Raw genomic sequence first — 1,669 nt, 5'->3', positions numbered from 1 at the left:
GCTCAGGCTCAGCACGTGCCAGCACCATTACCGCATCCCCAATCAACTCTGCCTCATCATCGCTAATCATTGGGCTAGATGAGCCTGTTGGGTTGACCTTATCCATCATCGCCGCAATAGGGTTAATACCGCGCGCACCATCACAGCGCGACCCTACCCGCACCCACTTACCCCATTGCACAATACGCAACTCGATTAACTTAGCATCTTCAGCATTTTTAATGATCTCTAACATCTACTTGCCCCCGTGTAATGAATTAGTTAACTCATAGCGCCATTTTAACCAATTAACAAAAATAATTCGCTAAAAAAACCAGTGTTAGATGAAATAAATTCACATTTTTAAAATGCCGTAAATGCCGCTTTACATGCCGTTGTTTAAAATTCTGTAAGTTATTGATAAATAAGGAAATGCCGTCGATGCCGTCAATGCCGTGGGTATATACACACTCCCGTATAAAAAAATTTAAATATTTAAAAACAAAAAAAACGCGCTACGTAAAAACGTGCGCGCGCAAGGGTAAAAAAACGACGGCATCGACGGCATCGACGGCATTTACATAAAAATCAACAACTTACAAAACCCCATTCGACGGCATGTAAAACGGCAATTCAGACATTCGACGGCATTTATCACTAACAAGCCTCATCATATTGGTTGACCAGACCTTTATTAAGAAATCCATCCCACTCACCCACACAGCCCCCTAGCCATTCTTGTCGCGTCTTATTTTCTGGGCAACAACCTACCATAAAAAATGCACTCTTACCCTTATAGCTTTTGAAATTATAATGAACATCTTTTTGCCTGGTCTCTTTACTGCGAATAAATTGTGTGAATTTATTCATACCCATGCAGTGCTCATTACGATCCTTGCAGTAATACTCAAACGCCTTATACAAATCTCTAACACGCACCGCCGAATAAGGGCACTCCAACTCACCGCCCTTCCACTCATTATAAAAAACCTGCCAGGCAGGTAAACCAAATTCAATTAAACGCCGCTTAGCCTCCGTCATCGGCGGCTCGGTATACTCAGTAAAATCAGTAAGGTCCACACTCAACAAAAAATTATAAAATGCCTCAGCACCGCCATTCATCAACTCCCTGTCAACTTCCGTCTTCAACTCATCAATCAGCTTCGACTCAGGCCACACAACTAAAAAACGTCGGTCGCTAGGCTCTACCGGCAAAGGCAACACCTCATTACTCACAAACACCATATTCATATGGTTGGACTCCTTCCAACCGCTCATAAATTTCTTATTCACATAGAAGGTTTTACCTGTAACCATGTGCTTGATGGTTCCGGTATGACTATATTTTTGCCCGCGACTCAACACCTCCTCAAACACACCAAACAAACATTCACTCATCCAGTCGTTATACTGGCTCTCCAACTGTGTCTGGCCAAATATATTTGCATAATCACCATAAATACAGCTCATAACCCCATCAAAAAAATAACTCTTACCACTACCATGAACATCACTATGCATCAACACGGCCGACTGCATCTTTGCGCCCACATTTTGCAGCGGGAAAGCCAGCCAGCGGGTCAGCCAATTTAAAACTTCCTCGTCCCCATTACAAAGCACAACTAATAGACGCGCAATAGCCTGGCATTTTGAGTATTCACCATTAGCCTTTAACGGCAACCCAGTAAAA

2 protein-coding genes are annotated in these 1,669 nt (G+C 42.9%); both read right to left on the bottom strand.

Translation table 11 applies throughout. The annotated features are described in order from the left end of the window. The coding region (locus tag AC438_RS16315) for a hypothetical protein (protein ID WP_202904792.1) at positions 1 to 235 on the bottom strand (235 nt) is incomplete at its 3' end. A 401-nt stretch (positions 236 to 636) separates the two neighbouring features. Then, on the bottom strand, positions 637 to 1,669 hold a 1,033-nt coding region (locus tag AC438_RS16310), incomplete at its 5' end, for a primase-helicase family protein (RefSeq protein ID WP_238376429.1).

Origin of the sequence: Marinagarivorans algicola (assembly GCF_001292705.1) — a bacterium.
Taxonomy (GTDB): Bacteria; Pseudomonadota; Gammaproteobacteria; order Pseudomonadales; family Cellvibrionaceae; genus Marinagarivorans; species Marinagarivorans algicola.
The sequence above is the reverse complement of the archived record's forward strand: the minus strand, read 5'-3'. Positions and strand labels throughout refer to the sequence as shown.